Genomic DNA, 18445 nt, shown 5'->3' on the forward strand with positions numbered 1-18445 from the left:
TTTTTTCAATGCAAAATAAGTTTTGGATATTTACTACGAGAGAATTATGATGAGGTGAACATATATGGAAGGTGTAGTATTATTACATAAGCCAAAAGGCATGACATCACATGATTGTGTATTTAAATTAAGAAAGATATTGCGAGAAAAGAGAATTGGTCATACGGGAACATTAGACCCTGATGTAACAGGAGTATTACCAATTTGCGTTGGAAGAGCAACGAAAATTGCACAATTTTTAACAAGTGAAACGAAAACATATGAAGGTGAAGTAACATTAGGGTTTTCAACGACAACTGAAGATGCTTCTGGTGAGGTTGTTGAAACGAAAAATGTAGATCGTACTATTACTCGTAAGGAAGTAGAGAAAGTCCTTGCGGAATTAACAGGCACGATTGAACAAATGCCACCAATGTTCTCGGCTGTAAAAGTAAACGGGAAAAAATTATACGAATATGCAAGAGCAGGGCAAGAGGTGGAACGTCCAGTTCGTACAATTACAATTCATGAATTCATATTACTTGATGATCGTGAAGTTTTTGAAGGAGAAAATATTTCATTCCGTTTCCGTGTAACGTGTAGTAAAGGAACATATGTAAGAACGTTAGCTGTAATGATCGGGGAAAAACTTGGTTTCCCATCACATATGTCGCACCTTATAAGAACGGCATCTGGTGAATTTTTATTAGAAGATTGCATATCATTTGAAGAAATTGAAGAAAACGTGCAAAATGGAACAGTAGAGTCTATCTTCATTTCAATTGATGAAGCATTAAGTAAGTTTCCAAAAATGGTTGTAGATGAAAAGCAAGCAGAGAAAATAAAGAATGGTATGTTCTTAAAAAATGAATTAGAAATAACAGCACCATTTATTACAGTGTTTGATAAAAATGATCGTTGCTTAGCAATTTATGAACATCATCCGAAACATCCTGGTATGTTAAAGCCGATGAAAGTACTTGTGAATAATCAAGAACTAAAGCTATAATGAATTATTGGAAGGATTATTACAGAAAAAGGTGAATTCAAGCGTGAAACTTATTCATTTAACTCATCCACATGAACAAAATAAATTAGAATTACCACCTACTGTAATGGCATTAGGATTTTTTGATGGCATTCATTTAGGACATCAATGTGTAATTCGAACTGCGAAAAAAATAGCGGACGACCGAGGATATAAAAGTGCAGTTATGACATTTCATCCTCATCCATCTGTTGTTTTAGGAAAAAAGGATGCGCATGTGGAGTATATTACACCGATGCGCGATAAAGAAAAAATAGTCGAAAGCTTAGGAATCGATATATTATATGTAATTAAATTTGATGAATCATTTGCAGGGTTATTACCGCAACAATTTGTAGATGATTATATTATTGGTTTAAATGTAAAGCATGTAGTAGCAGGGTTTGATTATTCATATGGACGTTTAGGAAAAGGAAAGATGGAGACTTTACCATTTCATGCAAGAGGGGAGTTTACACAGACTGTGATTGAAAAAGTTGAATTTCAAGAAGAGAAAGTAAGTTCTACAGCATTACGAAAGTTAATTCGAAATGGCGAAATGGAGCAAATTCCATCTATTTTAGGTAGAGCCTATACTGTAGCGGGAACAGTTATACACGGCGACAAACGTGGACGTCAAATTGGTTTTCCAACAGCTAATGTAGGTTTAAGTGATGAGTATTTATTGCCACCTGTAGGTGTTTATGCAGTGAGATTAAAAGTTCACGGTGAATGGTACGATGGTGTATGTAATATTGGATATAAACCGACTTTTAAAGAAGATGAGCGTCAATTATCAATTGAAGTGCATTTATTTGAATTTAACAAAGATATATACGATCAAAATGTTACAGTAGAGTGGCATATGCGTATAAGAGCAGAAAAGAAATTCAACGGTATTGATGAGTTAGTTGAACAAATCGCAAAAGATAAGAAAACAGCCCAAGAATATTTTGTGAGCGAAAAGAATATACTTGCTTTTTCAAATGAAAAGTAGTATTCTATGTTATGTACTTTATGACAACCATTGCTTGGCATTGCGACTCACCGACGCTTGCTAGGTAATTGGGGGTTTAATTAATAGGAGGTGAAATAGGATGGCTTTAACACAAGAGCGTAAAAATGAAATCATTGCACAATTTAGAACTCATGAGACTGATACTGGTTCTCCAGAGGTTCAAATTGCTGTCCTAACGGAGCAAATTAACACTCTAAACGAGCACTTACGTACTCACAAGAAAGATCATCATTCACGTCGTGGTCTATTAAAGATGGTTGGTAAACGTCGTAACTTACTAACTTACCTTCGTAATAGCGATATCACACGTTACCGTGAATTAATCACAAAGCTTGGCTTACGTCGATAGTCAAAGAAGCGGGAATATTCCCGCTTTTTTGTTAGGTAAAAATATATCTTCTACGCTTTATAGCTTACTTAATTTTAGGCAATACTAGAGGTAGAATATTGTGATATACTATCCATTTACATAGAAGAATTGAATACTTTAAATTGAGAGGGGTACTTAAATGAGTCAAGAAAAGCAAGTCTTCTCGATAGATTTAGCTGGTCGCCAGCTAACAGTTGAAACTGGTCAGCTTGCAAAACAAGCGAACGGAGCAGTATTAGTAAGATATGGCGATACAGCGGTTCTATCTACAGCAACTGCATCAAAAGAAGCAAAAAATGTAGATTTCTTCCCACTTACAGTAAACTATGAAGAGCGTTTATATGCAGTCGGAAAAATTCCTGGCGGTTTCATTAAACGTGAAGGTCGTCCAAGTGAAAAAGCAATTTTGGCAAGTCGTTTAATCGACCGTCCAATCCGTCCACTTTTCGCAGATGGTTTCCGTAACGAAGTACAAGTTGTCAGCATCGTAATGAGTGTTGATCAAGATTGTTCTTCTGAAATGGCAGCTATGCTTGGTTCTTCATTAGCGTTATCGATTTCAGATATTCCATTTGAAGGTCCAATCGCGGGTGCAACAGTTGGTCGTATTAACGGCGAATTCGTTATCAACCCAACAGTAGAACAGCAAGAACAAAGTGATATTCACCTTGTTGTAGCTGGTACGAAAGATGCAATTAACATGGTTGAAGCAGGAGCAGATCAAGTGCCTGAGGAAACAATGTTAGAAGCAATTATGTTTGGTCATGACGAAATTAAACGTCTAATTGCATTCCAAGAAGAGATTGTACAAGCTGTAGGTAAAGAGAAATCAGAAGTGAAACTTTATGAAGTTGACGCTGATCTTAACCAAGCTGTACGTGAAATGGCTGAAGAAGATATGCATTCAGCAATTCAAGTACATGAGAAACATGCACGTGAAGATGCAATTAACGAAGTGAAAAAGCGTGTTATTGAGCATTACGAAGCGCAGGAAGCTGATGCTGATACATTAGGACAAGTAAATGAGATTTTATATAAAATTGTAAAAGAAGAAGTACGTCGTCTTATTACAGTTGAAAAAATCCGCCCAGATGGCCGTAAAGGTGACGAAATCCGTCCATTAGCATCAGAGGTTGGCATTTTATCTCGTACACACGGTTCTGGTTTGTTCACTCGTGGACAAACACAAGCATTAAGTATTTGTACATTAGGTGCATTAGGCGATGTGCAAATTTTAGATGGTCTTGGTGTAGAAGAATCAAAACGCTTTATGCACCATTACAATTTCCCATCATTTAGTGTTGGTGAAACTAGACCAATGCGTGGACCAGGTCGTCGTGAAATCGGTCACGGTGCACTAGGAGAACGCGCACTTGAGCCTGTAATTCCATCTGAAAAAGATTTCCCATACACAGTACGTCTTGTATCTGAAGTTTTAGAATCAAATGGTTCTACTTCACAAGCAAGTATTTGTGGTAGTACTTTAGCAATGATGGATGCTGGTGTTCCACTTAAAGCTCCAGTTGCAGGTATTGCAATGGGTCTAGTTAAAACTGGTGAGCATTACACAATTTTATCTGATATTCAAGGTATGGAAGATCATTTAGGTGATATGGACTTTAAAGTAGCAGGTACAGCACAAGGTGTAACTGCACTACAAATGGACATTAAAATCGATGGTCTATCTCGTGAAATTTTAGAAGAGGCATTACAACAAGCGAAAGTTGGTCGTGTGCACATTCTAAATCATATGTTATCTGTTATTCCAGAGCCACGCACTGAATTATCAGCGTACGCTCCAAAGATTATTACAATGACAATTAATCCAGATAAAATCCGTGACGTTATTGGACCGAGCGGTAAACAAATCAATAAAATTATTGAAGAAACTGGCGTTAAAATTGACATCGAGCAAGATGGCACAGTATTCATTTCTTCAATAAACCAAGAAATGAACGACAAAGCTAAGAAAATTATCGAAGATATCGTTCGCGAAGTACAAGTAGGTGAAATCTACGAAGGAAAAGTGAAACGTGTTGAGAAATTCGGTGCTTTCGTTGAATTATTCAGCGGTAAAGATGGATTAGTTCACATTTCTGAACTTGCACTTGAGCGTGTAGGTAAAGTAGAAGACGTTGTAAAAATCGGTGACGTAATTACGGTTAAAGTTATCGAAATTGACAAGCAAGGTCGTGTTAATCTATCTAGAAAAGTATTGCTAAAAGAAGAGCAAGAAAAAGAAGCTGCTAAAGAAGAAAACAAACAAGAGCAGCAATAAGCGAAAGCCAGTTTAACTGGCTTTTTTTGTTATGTAAAAATATGATTTATATATATTTTTATGTCAGTATAGGTATAGTTTTCATTATAACGCTCAAATTAACAAAGATAAGAAGAAAAATGTTTTTTTATATAGTTAATTTGGGAGGGTTTATATGAAAGTTCGTATATTGGCATACATATGTATATTTTCTTTATATGTCAGTTTAGGCTCTTATTCTGTTTTTGCACAGGATAACTTATATGAAGAAATTCAAAAGCATGCAAAACAATATGAGATTGCACCTCAAAATGCGATGATTGATAAGATATGGAAAGCAACACCAGGATATAATGGAAGACAAGTTGATATGGAAGCATCCTATAACAATATGAAGAAGCTAAAGGAATTTGATCAAAAACACCTTGAATTTAAGGAAGTATCACCGAGTGTCCACTTAGAAGATTTATCACCTGCTCCAATTTATAGGGGGCATCCGAATAAAAAGATGGTGGGATTAACAATAAATGTGGCATGGGGAAACGAGTATTTGCCTCGTATATTAGAAATATTGAAAAAGCATGATGTGAAGGCGACTTTCTTTTTAGAAGGACGTTGGGTGAAAGAAAATTTACGATTTGCAAAAATGATTGTCGATGCAAATCAAGAAGTCGGAAATCATTCTTATACGCACCCTAATATGAAAACGCTATCGTCTGATGAAATACGAGAGCAGTTACAAAAAACAAATCGAATGATTGAAGCTGCTACGAATCAAAAGGTGAGATGGTTTGCCCCGCCGAGTGGAAGTTTTCGGGATGAAGTCGTGAAAATCGCTGATGATTTCCAAATGGGAACGATTATGTGGACTGTCGATACAATCGATTGGAAGCGACCTGAGCCAGATGTACTATTGCAGAGAGTAATGAGAAAAATACACCCAGGTGCTATCGTATTAATGCATCCTACTTCGTCAACGGCAGAAGCATTAGATACAATGATAAAAAAATTGAAGGAACAAGGATATAAAGTAGGGAATATAACAGAATTACTGGATGAAAAACGTGTGGATTAAATACATTTGCATGACATTCATCCTTAAACTTGTTATCATTAAATAATAGCACTTATTTAGAGAAACTGGCAGTAGGAGGAAAGTTTTTGATTAAAAAATATACTTGTAAAAATGGTGTAAGAATAGTTATGGAAAATATACCAACTGTAAGATCGGTTGCGATTGGTATTTGGATCCATGCGGGATCAAGAAATGAAAATGAAAAAAATAACGGGATTTCTCACTTTTTAGAGCATATGTTCTTTAAAGGGACAGAAACACGTAGTGCACGCGAAATTGCAGAATCATTTGATAGTATTGGTGGGCAAGTGAATGCTTTTACTTCAAAAGAGTACACTTGTTACTATGCAAAAGTGCTAGATGAACATGCTAAATATGCTTTAGATGTATTAGCTGACATGTTCTTTAATTCAACATTTGATGAAGAAGAATTGAAAAAAGAGAAGAATGTCGTATGTGAAGAAATTAAAATGTACGAAGATGCTCCAGACGATATTGTGCATGATATGTTAACGAAAGCAACATATGAAACGCATCCGCTTGGATATCCTATTTTAGGAACAGAAGAAACACTTGATACGTTTACAGGTGATACGCTACGCCAATATATTAAGGATCATTATACACCTGAAAATGTAGTTGTTTCAGTTGCAGGAAATATTGATGAAGCCTTCTTACAAACGGTAGAGCAATATTTCGGTAGTTATGAAGGAACAACAAACCGTGAACAAGTACATAGTCCAATTTTCCATTTTAACAAAGTAGCACGTAAAAAGGAAACAGAACAAGCTCATTTATGTTTAGGATATAAAGGCTTACAAATGGGACACGAAGATATTTATAACTTAATTGTATTAAATAACGTTTTAGGCGGTAGTATGAGTAGCCGTTTATTCCAAGAAGTACGTGAGCAACGTGGGTTAGCTTACTCAGTATTTTCTTACCATTCTTCTTATGAAGATACAGGTATGTTAACACTGTATGGTGGAACAGGTAGTCAACAATTAGATACACTGTATGAAACAATGCAAGAAACATTAGAAACATTGAAAAATACAGGTATTACAGAAAAAGAGCTTATTAATAGTAAAGAGCAATTAAAAGGAAACTTAATGTTAAGTTTAGAAAGTACGAATAGTCGTATGAGCCGTAATGGTAAAAATGAATTGCTACTTCGTAAGCATCGTTCACTTGATGAGATTATCGAAAGTGTAAACACTGTAACAAAAGAAAATGTAGATGGGTTAATTCGTAACATGTTTACAGATGAATTCTCTGCAGCATTAATTAGTCCAGATGGAAAACTTCCAAAAGGAATAAAACTATAATCAACTTTTACGATGTATCTGAAAATAACCTTCTCTCTTTTTAAATGAGAGAAGGTTATTTTTTTTATACATATAGAATAGGTACTAATTATAGACAATGCAAATGAAAAATTTAGTAGGGGAGTGGAGTGAGTATGCGATTAAGTGAATTAAGCGGTAAAGAGGTTGTAGATATAGAAAAAGCGGAAAAAATGGGAGCCTTAGGTTATATGGATTTAGAGATTAATGAGAAAGACGGACAAATACAAACACTTATAATACCTGTAGGGAAGTGGGGAGGTTTTAAAAAGGAACCACAAGAAGTAAGAGTGGCATGGAGTCAAATAAAGAAAGTCGGACACGATATGCTTCTTTGTGATAGTATAGATCGTTCAAATTCGGAGTGAAGGATGGCCATTTTGGTCATCTTTTTTTGTATCTACATAGAAACCTGATAAATCATATGTGCATTTGGATTTTCAATCACCATAAACTCGTACATTACATATGATGTGGAGGAAAAAGAAAAAGTAGGCACTTTTCTTATAAATGACAGAAAAAGAAGGTGAATTAGGGAATGTTGACTGAGATGCATATTGCTGTCATAGGAGGAGATGCAAGGCAGCTAGAAGTAATTCGTAAGCTAGTTGAATTGGATGCGAAACTTTCTTTGATAGGTTTTGATCAGTTAGATCATGGTTTCACAGGGGCAGCAAAAGAAAGTATACAAAATTTAGATTTCACTTCTGTAGACGCAATTATTTTGCCGGTTGCCGGTACAAATGCCAAAGGAGAAGTAGATACTATTTTTTCAAATGAAAAAGTTTCAATAGCGAAAGAACAAATTGAAAATACACCAGAACACTTTACTATATATTCAGGTATTGGTACACCTTACTTGGAAAATCTCGTATCTACTACGAATCGAAAACTTGTTAAATTATTTGATCGTGATGATGTAGCAATATACAATTCTATTCCAACGGTAGAAGGTACATTAATGATGGTAATTCAACATACCGACTATACAATTCATGGGTCCAATGTAATGGTTCTAGGATTTGGGAGAACAGGAATGAGTGTTGCGAGAGCATTTCAATCATTAGGAGCCCATGTCAAAGTTGGAGCAAGACGATCTGAACATATTGCACGTATTACAGAAATGATGTTTTCTCCTTTTCATATGCAAGACATAGAGAAAGAAGTAGGAAATATCGATATTGTAATTAATACGATTCCGCATCTCGTTGTAACAGCGAATGTTATTGCAAAAATGCCAGCTCATACGTTAGTGATTGATTTAGCTTCTAAACCAGGCGGTACTGACTTTAGATATGCGGAAAAAAGAGGAGTCAAAGCATTGCTAGCACCTGGATTACCAGGTATTGTTGCCCCAAAAACGGCTGGGCAAATTTTAGCAAATGTTCTTTCTCAGTTATTAGCAGCAGATGCAATTGCAAAGGAGGAGGAAAAGAAATGAGTTTGAAGGGGAAACGAATTGGTTTCGGATTTACAGGTTCACATTGTACGTACGAAGAAGTAATGCCTCATTTAGAAAAATTAATTGCTGAGGGAGCAGAAGTACGTCCTGTTGTTTCTTACACTGTTCAATCAACAAATACTAGATTTGGAGAAGGAGCAGAGTGGATTAAGAAGATTGAAGAAATAACAGGTTTTAAAGCAATTAATTCAATCGTTGGTGCAGAACCACTAGGACCTAAAATTCCACTAGATTGTATGGTAATTGCACCACTAACAGGGAATTCTATGAGTAAATTTGCAAATGCAATGACAGACTCTCCAGTATTAATGGCAGCGAAAGCGACGTTAAGAAATGGCAAGCCTGTCGTATTGGCTGTTTCGACGAATGATGCTCTAGGGCTTAATGGAGTAAATCTAATTACACCAACAAGGTGACGACAAAGCACGAACGCTTATATGTCGCCATCTTGAGGGAGCTTAGGGTAAAGCACAAGTTCGAAATCATCAAGTCTTTGCCACTTTTCCTTTTTATAAACAGCCTTTTCTAAAACCGACTTTAGAAGGCTGTTTTTCTTTTTGGGATCATCTGTTTTAAAGTACAGATCAAGAACATGCTCCACTTGAGGTATTGTATCTTTCTTGACTTTTTCCTTCTTAATTTCGGTTTTAATTTCTTTCTTTAAGTTTTCCATCGTGGAAGTAATTTCAGTAATACGATCAGAAACTACATTCGAGCGTTCTAAAAACATATCGACTGTGTAAACACCACGTTCTAATAAATCATGTAAATTATTTTTTTGTTTTTGGACATCCACTAATTCTTTTTCAAGCTTGCGTAATGCAGCTTCATTCATTTGAATAACTTGTGTTTCTTTTAACTTGTCATCTTGCTTATGTTTTTCAAAATCAGCTTTATAATTGATGTACCATTCTTTTAATGCCTCGAGTAAACGCTTCTCAATTAATTCAGTATAACTTGATTTGTTTTCACAACCACGGTGCTTACAATCCATCGTTTCTTTTCGGTTCTTCGGATAACGTTGGACCATGCTATAACCACATTTACTACATTTAATAATGCCAGCTAGAGGATTTTTAATTCCGTTCGTATTGTAAGGAACGTGATATCTTGAGTTTAATTTTTCTTGTACTTGTTCAAATAAACTTTCAGGTATGATTGGCTCATGTTTGCCATCAGCAATAATCCAATCTGATTTATCTTGTCTTGCACAGCTACGTTTTACAGCATCAGGCCGTTTTACTTCTTTTCGCTTTTGCCATGTTACTTTTCCGATATAAACATTGTTTTTTAATATATCCAAGATGCTGTAGGGGTTCCATTCATTACCTAGCTTACTTTTGTAGCCAAGATCATTTAACTTGCTTCTAATTGCATTTGCCCCCATATCCTCATTTGCATACCAATCAAATATCATTCTTACAACTGAAGCTTCTTCTGGATTAATCGTTAAAGTACGTTCACGCTTATTTAAGCGATGGATATCATATCCGAATGGTGCATGTGTACCAAGATAATTCCCAGCCTCTACACTGGCGACACGACCTCGTTGCATACGTCGTGTAATAATCTTTAACTCCTTACGAGCCATAAACGCTTCAAATTCGCTGTATTCTTCATCCCACTCATCATTAAGGTCATAAGTCTTCCTAGGTGTCATAATCTTCGTATTCGAGCGTTTAAACGTCTCTAAAATGATTCCTTGTTCTTTCATACCACCACGACCTAAACGGTCCATATCCATACAAAGAACAACATCATATTTGTTATCTTCAATCTCTTCGAGCAGTGCTAACATCTCAGGGCGTTTCACTAAGCTCTCACCAGAAACGATTTCCTCACGGACAGATAAAACATTTAGGTTCATTTCCTTGGCAATTTTCAGCAGGGTAGTGCGGTGCTTTGCTAACGTTTCTCCTTCACCACGTGCTTCGGCTTCGAGGTCGGCACGGGATTTTCTTAGGTAGATCGCAGTTTTCATAATATGGAAGTCCCCCTTAAGTATTACTAATTTATACGAAAAGAAATTTAGAGAAAGAAGTAATAATATGAATTAAAAAGAAAAAGCTCCAATTAATGGAGCTTTTATGCATAATTTGCAATTTCTATATTTTCATTTGGATTTATATGTTTAATCTTGTTGATAATTGATTGGATTTCTGCATTTCTATCATAGATTATACTCTCTTGGCCGAATTCGTTCATAATAGCTTTTTGTAAGAAATCTTTAGAATCAAAGTAGTAAGTTGCTCTTATTATTTGATTAAGATCTTTAAAAGTTAAGTCTACTTTCGTCCCGGCTTCACTATAAGAGAAATTCACACCAACATAGTCAGGGTCTTTAGCATTTTCTAATAAGTCTTTAGGGAATACAGGATTAAGATAAATTGCTTTCCACAATTGATCACGCAATTGATTAATCATTTATTTCACCTCATATTATTGATTCTATTAATTTACGCAGATAAGGAACTAAATCATTATCTAAGTAATTTTCCGCAAAATTATAATCATTAATTGTCCATAAATCTCTGTCGCTAAATCGCTTCTTCAATTCATTATTAAGGAAAATAACAATTATAGCATCATTCGTTCCTTTATCCAATATCCATTTATCTTTTAGAGAAAGTTTAGAGAGTTCGGTTCCTTTTGTATCTAAATTATATTCTTGAAGTAGAGCCGCTGGTAAATCATATTGAATCTTTTGATTGAACTCTTCTCTTAATGTTAATCTATACTTTTTAGGGTTATTAATCAATGGATTGAACTCATGATCTTGAGTTTCTTCATTAATTAAACGTCGTAATTCAGACTCACTCGCCTTTTTAAATGTTTTTCTTAGCTCTGCAATTTTTTGTTGGATTTCTTTTTCATGCTCTTCATGTTTTTGAGCAGCCAATGTGTATTCATAGTATTCCGTACTAAAATATAGTTCTCCTTCGGTTGCAACTATTCCTACATCTTTTGTATTTTTAGAAAGTTCTTTTTCTAATTTCTTTTCTTTAGATTCGTGTTTTTTAACATCTTCTAGGATAGCGCAATATTCTTTTTCTTTCTTGTATTCTTCCCATAATTTATCTAGGCCTAGCTCTTTATGAGCGATAACCACACCGATATTATCTGAAGGGCTTTTACTTTCTTCGTCAGGTATTCTTCTCAAGATTCTACCTATGAATTGAGAATATGGCGCTAAGCTTCTATATGGTCTAAAGATGGCTGCAATAGATAAGTAAGGGTGATCATACCCTTCCCCAAGCATTGCAACATGTATTACGACATCAGTCTGATGACTCTCAATCATACGAAACGCTTCAATTTTATCGCCCTTTTTCATCTTACTATGCACAATAACTGTTCTTAATCCTGTTTGCTCATACAATTTTTTAACATCTTCAGCATGGTTTATACTACAACAAACAGCAATGATTTTGTGTGGTATTTTATTTTCTTGTGTTTTTTCTTTCCAGTGTTCTATGCTGGAATCCACAATTTGTTGATTACATGCATCAGAAAGGGCTACACTACGTGAAATATAATCTTCATCTCTAATGCCAAGTTCTCTAATCTCTTCTAGCGTATATGTTTGTGATGAATCATTATCTAAAGTTAAATGTAATTTTTCTGGTTTAAGAACAAAGTTTTTTAATGTTTTTACGATACCTTCATTCATTGCTTGTCCTAAACGATAATTTATGATGATTTTGCCTTCAATTTCTTTTCGATCAGTTCGAAATGGTGTACCCGTGACTTTTAGTACTTTGGCATTTTTAAAGTAATTTAATGTATCCTGCCAGGTCTTAGCGGGAGAATGATGTGCTTCATCGATAATAATCATATCAAAGAAATCTTCATTGACTTTTTTTAGTAAAGATTTTCTATATTGAGCTGATAGTTTATGAATATTCAAAATTACAATGTTACTATTATGTAATTCTTCATCTAAAGTTTTATTATCGTACTCAAGTACTACAGGAAGATTTGGAAAATCTTCGAACACATGATGTTTCAACCAAAAATTACTTGGTGAAGATGGATCAAGAGAATCTACTACATGATCTTTAATGACTAATTGAGGAGTTATAATAAGAACTCTTCCCTTTGATATACCGAATGGGGCTATTGCCATAACACCAGTTTTACCCGCTCCAGTAGGCAAAATAGCTACAGCTGGTTGGCTGGACTTTTCCAATAAAAAGTGATTGGCAATTTTAGCATATGACTGAATTTGTGCCTTTCTTAAGCTAGAATTGTCAAGAATATTAGGTTCAGGTATTACCTCAGTAAAATAACGTTCATTAAATTTCATGATTATTTCCTCCTAATTAGTTTATGTGAAAATTATATTAAACCGAAAACTACTAAATATAAAAAATAGTTTCGATAAAAATATTTGTATTATTTAGGAATATAAAATGTCAAATTGAATGGAATTTTTAAACCGGATTAATAGGTTTTTAGTTGAGAAAATCCTCCAGGTATCCCATGAATCTCCGCGATTTCTTGAATAGATAAACAAGTATCTTCATAATTAGAAACCATTTCATCGGTAAGTAACAGCTCAACAGCAAATGTATTTGCTTCAATTTCTAAACGATCTACCGAAAAGAAAGCTTGATTGCGCAAGAAAGGAGTGTTCGCTTTAGGATGAAGTACAGCATGGCCTAGTTCATGAGCACAAACAAATCGTTGAGTGGTTTCGTCAATTCGACTATTAATATGTATGAATTTAAATCGTTTATAAGTGTTGTAAAAGCCAAGGGTATTCCCAAGGTCTTCAAACAACACTATGATATTTTTTTGTTTAGCGATTTTAAATGGATTTGTGGTTTCATGTTTTTGCGCGATGTATAGTACGTATTTTTTTATGTCCATTTTTCGCTCCATTTAATCTTTTTTATACTTGTTTGGAGTGAATTTTTGTTTTGCCAATTGTTTTGCCAATTGTTTTGCCATACGCATAGAATTTTCCAAAGAAATACGAATCATTTCCTTTGTATGTTCATCGATAGGTTCACCATCGAACATAAGGGCATTCTCACTATTTTCTAGATCTTCTAAAGTTTTTTCTAAGTCCTTGGCAATATCACGTTCTTCTTTTATAGATAAATTAGATGGTTCACTAGATACCATTTCTTTTTTTTGTGTCCTATCTAATAAATAATCAGTTGATACTTCAAAAAAATCTGCGATTTTCTTTAAGGTATCATAATCTGGTTCACGTTGACCTTGTTCATAATTAGCTAATTTTCCTCTTGAAAAGCCCAATCGTTCAGCAAGCTCATATTGACTTAGCTTTTGTTTTTTCCTGAGTTCTGAAATCTTTTTTCCAAGCATAAATTCTGCCCTCTTTCTAAATAAGAATAGGTGCTTTGTTTCTTAATTATAGAAACGTTTAGTTTCTAAATCCATAAAGGAAACAAAAAGTTTCTAATAAATATTGACAGAAACGTTTTGTTTCTTTATATTAGGGGTATGAGGAAACAAATTGTTTCTTTAGGGGGTGAAGTAGTGGATAAAAAAAGAAATAAAATGATTGAGTTTAGAAGTGTCCAATCGAGAATAATGGTAGCAAAGAAGTTGGAAATTACTCCTCAAATGTTAGGAGCCATTGAACGAGGTGATAGGACACCCTCATTAGAGTTGGCCAAAAGAATAGCTGATTTGTATAAAACAACAATTGATGATCTTTTTTTTGGTTAAAAAGGAAACAAAATGTTTCTAAGGAGTGAGGAAATGTCAAAACTTCAAATGGCAGTACCAACAGAGCCGTCGCATAAACATATAAAAAGCACTTCAAGAGGTGACACCATGAGCCAACAAGAAGAATATGCGGCGACTTATGAATTTGGAAAAACGAAAGTCCATGTTGTGGCTCCTGAGCCAAAATCACAAAAGGATATTGATAAAATCCGTCAAGCATATTACAAGGCTGGTTGGGCCATCATCAAAGAAATACAAGTAAAAGAAAACGTTGAGGAGTAGTTCCTCTCTTTTTACATGAAAAATAGACAAGTTACATATGTACTAAATTCATTGTAACCATTTGAAAACTAAATATGGAGGCGAACAGATATGGGAACAAGCATATACTGCAATTCAGCGATAGGGGAGTTACTACAGAATGCCAGAGAATGTTGTGACAATGTTCAGCTGAAAACAAAGAAAGGGTTATCTAAGTACCTTGGTATTACACATGAACGATTAACCCGTATTGAATCTGGACTTTCTAAACCAGAATTTGAACTTGCGATGGATTGGTGCCATGCAACAGGAGCAAAGTTGAATCAACAAGCGATCAAACATATTTATGGTGTCGGGTTACCGCCTACAGATCCACGTTTAACTCAAGATGTGAATTTACAATTGATGAACTACATTAAGCAAGCTGAAGAGGGGATTGCAGCAGCAAAGGAAATCATGAACTTACAAGTTACAACAAGATCATGGAAGCATGATGAAAAAAAGAAACATGAATACGCAGTTCATGCAAAAGAAATCTTCGATACAATCCAAGCTACTCAATGTGTAGTACAAGCTCTTGAACAAGTGCATTTTGGCATTATGGAACAAATACAAAGAAGTTGGTTGCAAAAGGCTATGGCGGAGAACGTTATTATTCAATCGGTGGATAGCTTAATGAATTTAACAAAGGTGCTGTAAAGGGGAAGGGAAATGACAGTAGATTATAAGAAACCTAGTTTAAAAGAATATAAGGAATTAATTCGATATGACGCAAAACTAACTGGTGAAATAAAAATAGCAGAATTACTTAATGAGGATGTAAAAACAGTTGAATTAAAGCAAGAGAAGAAATTGTTGGGGATTCGAATCAAAATTATAGAAGCATCATTTATTTTGAAACATAAATGGGCAAATAAAAAAGCTACCGCCTAGGAAACAGTAGCTCTAAAAAAGATAATGTAAAGCAATTATATCATTTTATGAATCATTTGGACAAGCAACTGTGCTTGTCGTTATGACCAGAAAGGGATTGTTCCTCCCATACCTCTACAATGTTCCTTTCTGGTTGTAACGATGCGTACAGCATTAATTTAAATAGAAAGGAATGTAATTCATGAACGATAAAAACAATCGTCTTCATGATCTAGTTCTTTCTGGGGATTTTTCATTTGCAAATAAACTTCGTAACTGCATGAGTGAATGTATTTATAACATGTTTAATGCAGAATCAACCGAAGAATCAAATCACTGGGAAGAAGAGCTGGAGCGATGTATAAGGGAATTTAAAATGCTTCGTAATACCAAAGAGGAACATGAGGCATCGATGAGTTATCGTGTAGTAATTAAAGATTTAAGAGCAAGAGGAGTTAACGTTTCGTTAGTAACACGTAGAAAATAAAAAGATCTATCACTTGGCAGAGTGATAGATAAACGGTCTTGCAAAAGATCTTAGGATTTATTATATCAAATTAGCATTCGTATAACAACGGAGTGTGCTACATGCTTTTAGACAAATCGTTACATAGAGTGTTGCTGAATCCTAAAGTGTTTCAACAAGCAATATCAGAGCAACACCTAATTTACTTAGTAAAACAATATCTCAAAATAGGATACAAGAATTATCGCTTATTACGTGTAGAGGACGGATTCGCGATATGTAAACGGAAGGATGAATAATATGGCAGTTTATAGACCAGTACATGTTTCATTTTGGCAGGATTCATTTGTTTTAGATCTTACACCGGAGGAGAAGTATTTTTACTTATATTTGATGACAAATAGTAAGACATCTCAATCAGGAATCTATGAGCTTCCACTTCGTATCATTGAAACTGATACAGGATATAACCGTGAAACTGTTATGAAACTATTAGAACGTTTTGCTGAGTATGGAAAAATTAATTACAACCAAAAAACAAAAGAGTTGTTCTTAATCAACTGGTTGAAATTCAATCCAATTAAAAATGTAAACATTGAAAAGTGTGTTTTAAAAGAGATTCAATCTGTGAAGGACCAGGATTTTTTAGTTGATTTCTATGAAACTTGCTTGCAATTAGAAAAAGAGCAAGATTTTAAAATTCCTCGTATTAAGGAGTATTTATCAGTCCGTTTGGAGGGGCTTATAAGGGGCTTCCAAGACCCTAGCAAGGAAGAAGAAAAAGAAAAAGAAGAAGAAAAAGAACAACAACAAGAAGAACGCGCAGGCGCGGAAGAAGTTGTTGAGGTTAATCCAATTTCTTTTTACGAGCAAAACTTCGGATTCATTACACCTTTTATTGCAGATGGTATTTATGCTTGGATAGATGATTTAAATGCAGAACTAGTTATTAAGGCTATGGAGATTGCTTTAGAGAAGAATACGAGAAACATGTCTTACGTAAATACGATTTTAAGAGATTGGCATCTTAAAGGCTTTAAAAAAGTAGCTGATGTTGAGGCAGCTGATAAAGCATTTCGTGCTCAGCGATTAACAAAAGCGCAACAACAGACACAAGTTCCTTATCAACAAAAAGGCTTATCGGAATCTACTAAAAACGTAATACAGCAGCAACAAGCATGGGAGCAGAACATTCCGACAGAAGAAGAACTTGCAGTACTTAACCAACAGAATGCGTGGTTGGCCAAATGAGTAACGATATGATTCGCAATGTTGAAGCTGAACAAAGTGTTTTAGGTAGCATAATCCAAGAAGGTGATTTAATTAAAGATTGTCAGCTAAAGGTAAAACAGTTTTCTTTACCCACGCACCAAGTGATTTTCAAGGCAATGAGAGAATTAGAGGATGCTGAGGTTCCGATAGATCTTGTTGCTCTCATTGGAAAATTCGATGAAAGCTTTATGCATCAAATTGGCGGGATCGAATTCTTTGTAAACTTAACAGAAGTTGTAACAACTACTAAGAACTTCTCGTATCACCAAGGGTTAGTGATTGAAGCTTGGAAGATGAGACATGCTCAGGAGGTTGCTGGTAACTTATATAACCGCCTTCAGCAAGATAGGGATATGAGTGCTATTAGTACATCAATTGATGAATTAAGCGCCATTGAAGAAACGGGTTATTCAGATGAATTTAACTTGAAAGATACGCTTGTTGATTTGTATAAGAACATGCAAATTGATGTAGGGGATTTAACCGGTATACCAACTGGTTATGACGACTTGAACAGAATGACAGCAGGGTTACAAGAAGGTGATTTAATCATTGTTGGGGCCCGGCCTTCCATGGGGAAAACAGCATTTGTATTAAACGTTGCTTTTCATGCAGCAAGTGCTCATACAGCAACAGGAATCTTTTCACTAGAGATGGGAGAAGAGCAGCTACTAAAGAGAATGATCTCAAGTACTGGAAATATAGATGCTACAAAATTAAAGAATCCTAAGAAGCTATGTAATTTAAAGGATTGGGAAAAGATTAGTCAAGCGATGGGATTAATTAATGATTTGCCATTAGAAATTTACGATAAAGCAAATGTCACGATGCAAGAGATATACGCTAAAACTAGGAAACTAAAGCGTAAGTACCCTGATAAAAAGGTTTTAATTGCAATTGATTACTTGCAGCTTATTGTAGGGGATCCAAAGCATAGAGGGAACCGCATGCAAGAAATCGGTGAGATTAGTCGTAAGTTAAAACTGCTGGCAAGAGAGCTAAATGTATGTGTAGTTGCATTATCACAGTTAAGTCGTGCTGTAGAAAGTAGACAAGATAAGAGGCCATTGCTATCAGATTTACGTGAAAATGGCCAAATTGAGCAAGATGCGGATTTAATCGCATTCTTATACCGTGAAGATTACTATGACCGCGAGACAGAAAATAAAAACATAACGGAAATTATTTTAGCGAAACAAAGGAACGGTCCAGTTGGTGTTGTTGAACTAGCATTCATTAAAGAATTTAGTAAGTTTGTAAATTTAGAGCGGAAGTTCAATCATCAGCAGGAGGCTTAATC

The 18445-nt window shown here is 35.0% G+C and carries 20 protein-coding genes and 1 pseudogene; 16 read left to right on the plus strand and 5 right to left on the minus strand.

Going from position 1 to position 18445, the window contains the following annotated elements:
• Positions 1-64 precede the first annotated feature (64 nt).
• The 9 genes and pseudogenes from truB to dpaB all read left to right on the plus strand — a co-directional run.
• Positions 65-988: a tRNA pseudouridine(55) synthase TruB gene (gene truB, locus AB6801_RS11380; RefSeq protein ID WP_000399348.1), complete on the plus strand. Its 924-nt coding sequence runs from the start codon at positions 65-67 to the stop codon at positions 986-988.
• Positions 989-1031: 43 nt separating this feature from the next.
• Positions 1032-2003, plus strand: a complete 972-nt coding sequence (ribF, locus tag AB6801_RS11385) for a bifunctional riboflavin kinase/FAD synthetase (RefSeq protein ID WP_000766704.1) — start codon at positions 1032-1034, stop codon at positions 2001-2003.
• A gap of 100 nt (positions 2004-2103) precedes the next feature.
• The gene (gene rpsO / locus AB6801_RS11390) at positions 2104-2373 is read left to right on the plus strand and encodes a 30S ribosomal protein S15 (protein WP_001229392.1); all 270 of its coding nucleotides are present in this window, start codon (positions 2104-2106) and stop codon (positions 2371-2373) included.
• 160 nt (positions 2374-2533) lie between these two features.
• Complete coding sequence (gene pnp / locus AB6801_RS11395) at positions 2534-4672, plus strand: polyribonucleotide nucleotidyltransferase (protein WP_000076737.1); 2139 nt, start codon at positions 2534-2536, stop codon at positions 4670-4672.
• A gap of 154 nt (positions 4673-4826) precedes the next feature.
• Positions 4827-5726, plus strand: a complete 900-nt coding sequence (locus AB6801_RS11400; RefSeq protein ID WP_000868232.1) for a polysaccharide deacetylase family protein — start codon at positions 4827-4829, stop codon at positions 5724-5726.
• A gap of 86 nt (positions 5727-5812) precedes the next feature.
• A complete protein-coding gene (locus AB6801_RS11405; RefSeq protein WP_000592989.1) occupies positions 5813-7054 on the plus strand; it encodes a M16 family metallopeptidase in 1242 nt (413 codons plus the stop codon).
• Between the two features lie 134 nt (positions 7055-7188).
• Positions 7189-7440 (plus strand): YlmC/YmxH family sporulation protein, encoded by a 252-nt coding sequence (locus AB6801_RS11410; protein ID WP_001239756.1) that lies wholly within the window; start codon positions 7189-7191, stop codon positions 7438-7440.
• A 170-nt stretch (positions 7441-7610) separates the two neighbouring features.
• The gene (gene dpaA, locus AB6801_RS11415; RefSeq protein WP_053512443.1) at positions 7611-8513 is read left to right on the plus strand and encodes a dipicolinic acid synthetase subunit A; all 903 of its coding nucleotides are present in this window, start codon (positions 7611-7613) and stop codon (positions 8511-8513) included.
• Positions 8510-8935, plus strand: a pseudogene (gene dpaB, locus AB6801_RS11420) (dipicolinate synthase subunit B); the annotation flags it as partial. The gene dpaA and the pseudogene dpaB, both read left to right, overlap by 4 nt.
• Before the next feature lie 32 nt (positions 8936-8967).
• Here dpaB and AB6801_RS11425 read toward each other — a convergent pair.
• From AB6801_RS11425 to AB6801_RS11445, 5 genes are all read right to left on the minus strand, one after another.
• On the minus strand, positions 8968-10515 hold the full coding sequence (locus AB6801_RS11425; protein ID WP_098330496.1) for a recombinase family protein: 1548 nt from the start codon (positions 10513-10515) through the stop codon (positions 8968-8970).
• Between the two features lie 104 nt (positions 10516-10619).
• Positions 10620-10958 carry a hypothetical protein gene (locus tag AB6801_RS11430; RefSeq protein WP_098330495.1) on the minus strand — a complete coding sequence of 113 codons (339 nt, stop codon included), beginning with the start codon at positions 10956-10958 and terminating at the stop codon, positions 10620-10622.
• A 10-nt stretch (positions 10959-10968) separates the two neighbouring features.
• Positions 10969-12840, minus strand: coding sequence for a DEAD/DEAH box helicase (locus AB6801_RS11435; RefSeq protein ID WP_098330494.1), 1872 nt, complete (start codon positions 12838-12840; stop codon positions 10969-10971).
• 137 nt (positions 12841-12977) lie between these two features.
• Entirely contained in the window at positions 12978-13406 is a 429-nt protein-coding gene (locus AB6801_RS11440) for an ImmA/IrrE family metallo-endopeptidase (protein WP_098330493.1), read from the minus strand.
• A 12-nt stretch (positions 13407-13418) separates the two neighbouring features.
• Entirely contained in the window at positions 13419-13868 is a 450-nt protein-coding gene (locus AB6801_RS11445) for a helix-turn-helix domain-containing protein (RefSeq protein WP_098330492.1), read from the minus strand.
• Between the two features lie 174 nt (positions 13869-14042).
• On the opposite strand from AB6801_RS11445, the gene AB6801_RS11450 reads away from it, so the two are divergent.
• The 7 genes from AB6801_RS11450 to dnaB all read left to right on the plus strand — a co-directional run bounded on the left by AB6801_RS11450 (position 14043) and on the right by dnaB (position 18443).
• On the plus strand, positions 14043-14234 hold the full coding sequence (locus AB6801_RS11450; RefSeq protein WP_098330491.1) for a helix-turn-helix transcriptional regulator: 192 nt from the start codon (positions 14043-14045) through the stop codon (positions 14232-14234).
• Positions 14235-14267: 33 nt separating this feature from the next.
• Complete coding sequence (locus AB6801_RS11455) at positions 14268-14516, plus strand: hypothetical protein (RefSeq protein WP_098330490.1); 249 nt, start codon at positions 14268-14270, stop codon at positions 14514-14516.
• A gap of 90 nt (positions 14517-14606) precedes the next feature.
• Positions 14607-15194 (plus strand): hypothetical protein, encoded by a 588-nt coding sequence (locus AB6801_RS11460; protein WP_000537277.1) that lies wholly within the window; start codon positions 14607-14609, stop codon positions 15192-15194.
• Positions 15195-15206: 12 nt separating this feature from the next.
• Positions 15207-15428 carry an RNA polymerase subunit sigma gene (locus AB6801_RS11465; RefSeq protein WP_098205743.1) on the plus strand — a complete coding sequence of 74 codons (222 nt, stop codon included), beginning with the start codon at positions 15207-15209 and terminating at the stop codon, positions 15426-15428.
• A gap of 181 nt (positions 15429-15609) precedes the next feature.
• On the plus strand, positions 15610-15894 hold the full coding sequence (locus tag AB6801_RS11470) for a hypothetical protein (RefSeq protein WP_098330489.1): 285 nt from the start codon (positions 15610-15612) through the stop codon (positions 15892-15894).
• A gap of 279 nt (positions 15895-16173) precedes the next feature.
• Positions 16174-17124 carry a DnaD domain-containing protein gene (locus tag AB6801_RS11475; RefSeq protein WP_098330488.1) on the plus strand — a complete coding sequence of 317 codons (951 nt, stop codon included), beginning with the start codon at positions 16174-16176 and terminating at the stop codon, positions 17122-17124.
• Positions 17121-18443 (plus strand): replicative DNA helicase, encoded by a 1323-nt coding sequence (gene dnaB, locus AB6801_RS11480; RefSeq protein WP_098330487.1) that lies wholly within the window; start codon positions 17121-17123, stop codon positions 18441-18443. Before AB6801_RS11475 ends, dnaB begins: the two co-directional genes overlap by 4 nt.
• Positions 18444-18445: the final 2 nt, after the last annotated feature.

This window comes from Bacillus sp. RCC_6_1 (assembly GCF_041360755.1).
GTDB lineage: Bacteria > Bacillota > Bacilli > Bacillales > Bacillaceae_G > Bacillus_A > Bacillus_A cereus.

Bases quoted from the DNA above. Each gene is read 5' to 3' on its own strand.
- truB (WP_000399348.1), top strand. From the start codon at position 65: ATGGAAGGTGTAGTATTATTACATAAGCCAAAAGGCATGACATCACAT.
- rpsO (WP_001229392.1), top strand. From the start codon at position 2,104: ATGGCTTTAACACAAGAGCGTAAAAATGAAATCATTGCACAATTTAGA.
- pnp (WP_000076737.1), top strand. From the start codon at position 2,534: ATGAGTCAAGAAAAGCAAGTCTTCTCGATAGATTTAGCTGGTCGCCAG.
- AB6801_RS11400 (WP_000868232.1), top strand. From the start codon at position 4,827: ATGAAAGTTCGTATATTGGCATACATATGTATATTTTCTTTATATGTC.
- AB6801_RS11410 (WP_001239756.1), top strand. From the start codon at position 7,189: ATGCGATTAAGTGAATTAAGCGGTAAAGAGGTTGTAGATATAGAAAAA.
- dpaA (WP_053512443.1), top strand. From the start codon at position 7,611: ATGTTGACTGAGATGCATATTGCTGTCATAGGAGGAGATGCAAGGCAG.
- AB6801_RS11425 (WP_098330496.1), bottom strand. From the start codon at position 10,515: ATGAAAACTGCGATCTACCTAAGAAAATCCCGTGCCGACCTCGAAGCC.
- AB6801_RS11430 (WP_098330495.1), bottom strand. From the start codon at position 10,958: ATGATTAATCAATTGCGTGATCAATTGTGGAAAGCAATTTATCTTAAT.
- AB6801_RS11435 (WP_098330494.1), bottom strand. From the start codon at position 12,840: ATGAAATTTAATGAACGTTATTTTACTGAGGTAATACCTGAACCTAAT.
- AB6801_RS11440 (WP_098330493.1), bottom strand. From the start codon at position 13,406: ATGGACATAAAAAAATACGTACTATACATCGCGCAAAAACATGAAACC.
- AB6801_RS11445 (WP_098330492.1), bottom strand. From the start codon at position 13,868: ATGCTTGGAAAAAAGATTTCAGAACTCAGGAAAAAACAAAAGCTAAGT.
- AB6801_RS11455 (WP_098330490.1), top strand. From the start codon at position 14,268: ATGTCAAAACTTCAAATGGCAGTACCAACAGAGCCGTCGCATAAACAT.
- AB6801_RS11460 (WP_000537277.1), top strand. From the start codon at position 14,607: ATGGGAACAAGCATATACTGCAATTCAGCGATAGGGGAGTTACTACAG.
- AB6801_RS11465 (WP_098205743.1), top strand. From the start codon at position 15,207: ATGACAGTAGATTATAAGAAACCTAGTTTAAAAGAATATAAGGAATTA.
- AB6801_RS11470 (WP_098330489.1), top strand. From the start codon at position 15,610: ATGAACGATAAAAACAATCGTCTTCATGATCTAGTTCTTTCTGGGGAT.
- AB6801_RS11475 (WP_098330488.1), top strand. From the start codon at position 16,174: ATGGCAGTTTATAGACCAGTACATGTTTCATTTTGGCAGGATTCATTT.
- dnaB (WP_098330487.1), top strand. From the start codon at position 17,121: ATGAGTAACGATATGATTCGCAATGTTGAAGCTGAACAAAGTGTTTTA.